Below are 1,242 nucleotides of genomic sequence, written 5' to 3'. Positions count from 1 at the left end.
AATGGCGATGTGGGATATAAGGGAAGAAGTTTCGAGAACAAGCTGAATATGACCGGAACCACGCACGGAAGTATAGAGTGCATAGATGGTCAGTGGTACGTGTTCTATCACAGGCTCACACATAAGTCGGACTACAGCAGACAGGCCTGTGCCGAGAAGATCTATATAGCTGCGGATGGACACATAGACCAGGTGGAGGTTACGAGCTGCGGACTGAACAATGGACCGCTTGTGGCAAATGGCACGTATCCAGCGGTGATAGCATGCAACCTGACAAATGGACATATGCCGCACGGCTCCAACAGTATATACACGATAGAATTCCCAAATGTGACGAACAAGGGTGAGGATAGATTTATTGCGGAGATAGAGGATGGAACACTCATAGGGTATAAGTATTTTGCGCTTGGGGGCAGCAGTACATTTGGCGTGAATGTCAGATATGAGACGGATGCCAACAAGGTGGTGTATGAGGGACCTGTCAGGGTAGACGAGAGATGCGAGAATCAGGAGCAGCTCAAGGATGCAAACGATCTGGCAGAGAATGTAGAAGGATACTTTGACATATGTGTGACAGAAGATAGTGAGAGTATCGGAAGAATAGATATACCTGTATCTGAAGATATCTCAGAGACAGAGTGGAGATGGTGCGAGAACAAAGTGGATTTCCCAGAGGGAGTCCACGCGGTGTATCTTGTATACCATGGCAGAATAAAGGTTCAATTAAAAGATATACGATTTAGGTAAAATATTGAAAGAAGAGGGAGAATTATGAAGAAGTCAAATGGTGCGGCACTGATACCGATATACGTCTTTCTTGTCCTGTATCTGGGACTTGGAATACTGTTTGAGTACGTGCTGAAGATCCCGATGGGATTTTACAATATTCCAATAGTGGTTGCCTTTATGGTGGCGATATTTGTGGCATGTCTGCAGAACAGAAAGGTAAGCTTTGATGAGAAGCTTCAGATCATGGCAAATGGACTTACAGACAAAAATATTATAACCATGCTGCTCATATTCCTGACGGCGGGAATATTTGTGGGAGTCGTGGGGCGGAGCAGTGCCGAGAGTGTGGCATACTTTATGCTGAGTATCATTCCGGCGAGATTTTCCGTGGCAGTTTTGTTCGTTGTAGCGTGCTTTGTCTCAACAGCTATGGGAACGTCTGTTGGAACAATAACACTTCTGACGCCTATAGGAGTTGCAGTTGCCGATGCGTCAGGATTTAATCTGCCGCTC

General features: G+C 45.8%; 1 protein-coding gene and 1 pseudogene. Both read left to right on the top strand.

The genetic code is table 11. The features are described from left to right. A pseudogene (locus tag CCU_RS13530) lies at positions 1–747 on the top strand (family 43 glycosylhydrolase); the annotation flags it as partial. A 24-nt stretch (positions 748–771) separates the two neighbouring features. Beyond that, the coding region (locus CCU_RS13525) for a Na+/H+ antiporter NhaC family protein (protein ID WP_305803648.1) at positions 772–1,242 on the top strand (471 nt) is incomplete at its 3' end.

Source organism: Coprococcus sp. ART55/1 (genome assembly GCF_000210595.1).
GTDB lineage: Bacteria > Bacillota > Clostridia > Lachnospirales > Lachnospiraceae > Coprococcus > Coprococcus aceti.
This window is presented reverse-complemented; position numbering and strand designations above follow the sequence as displayed.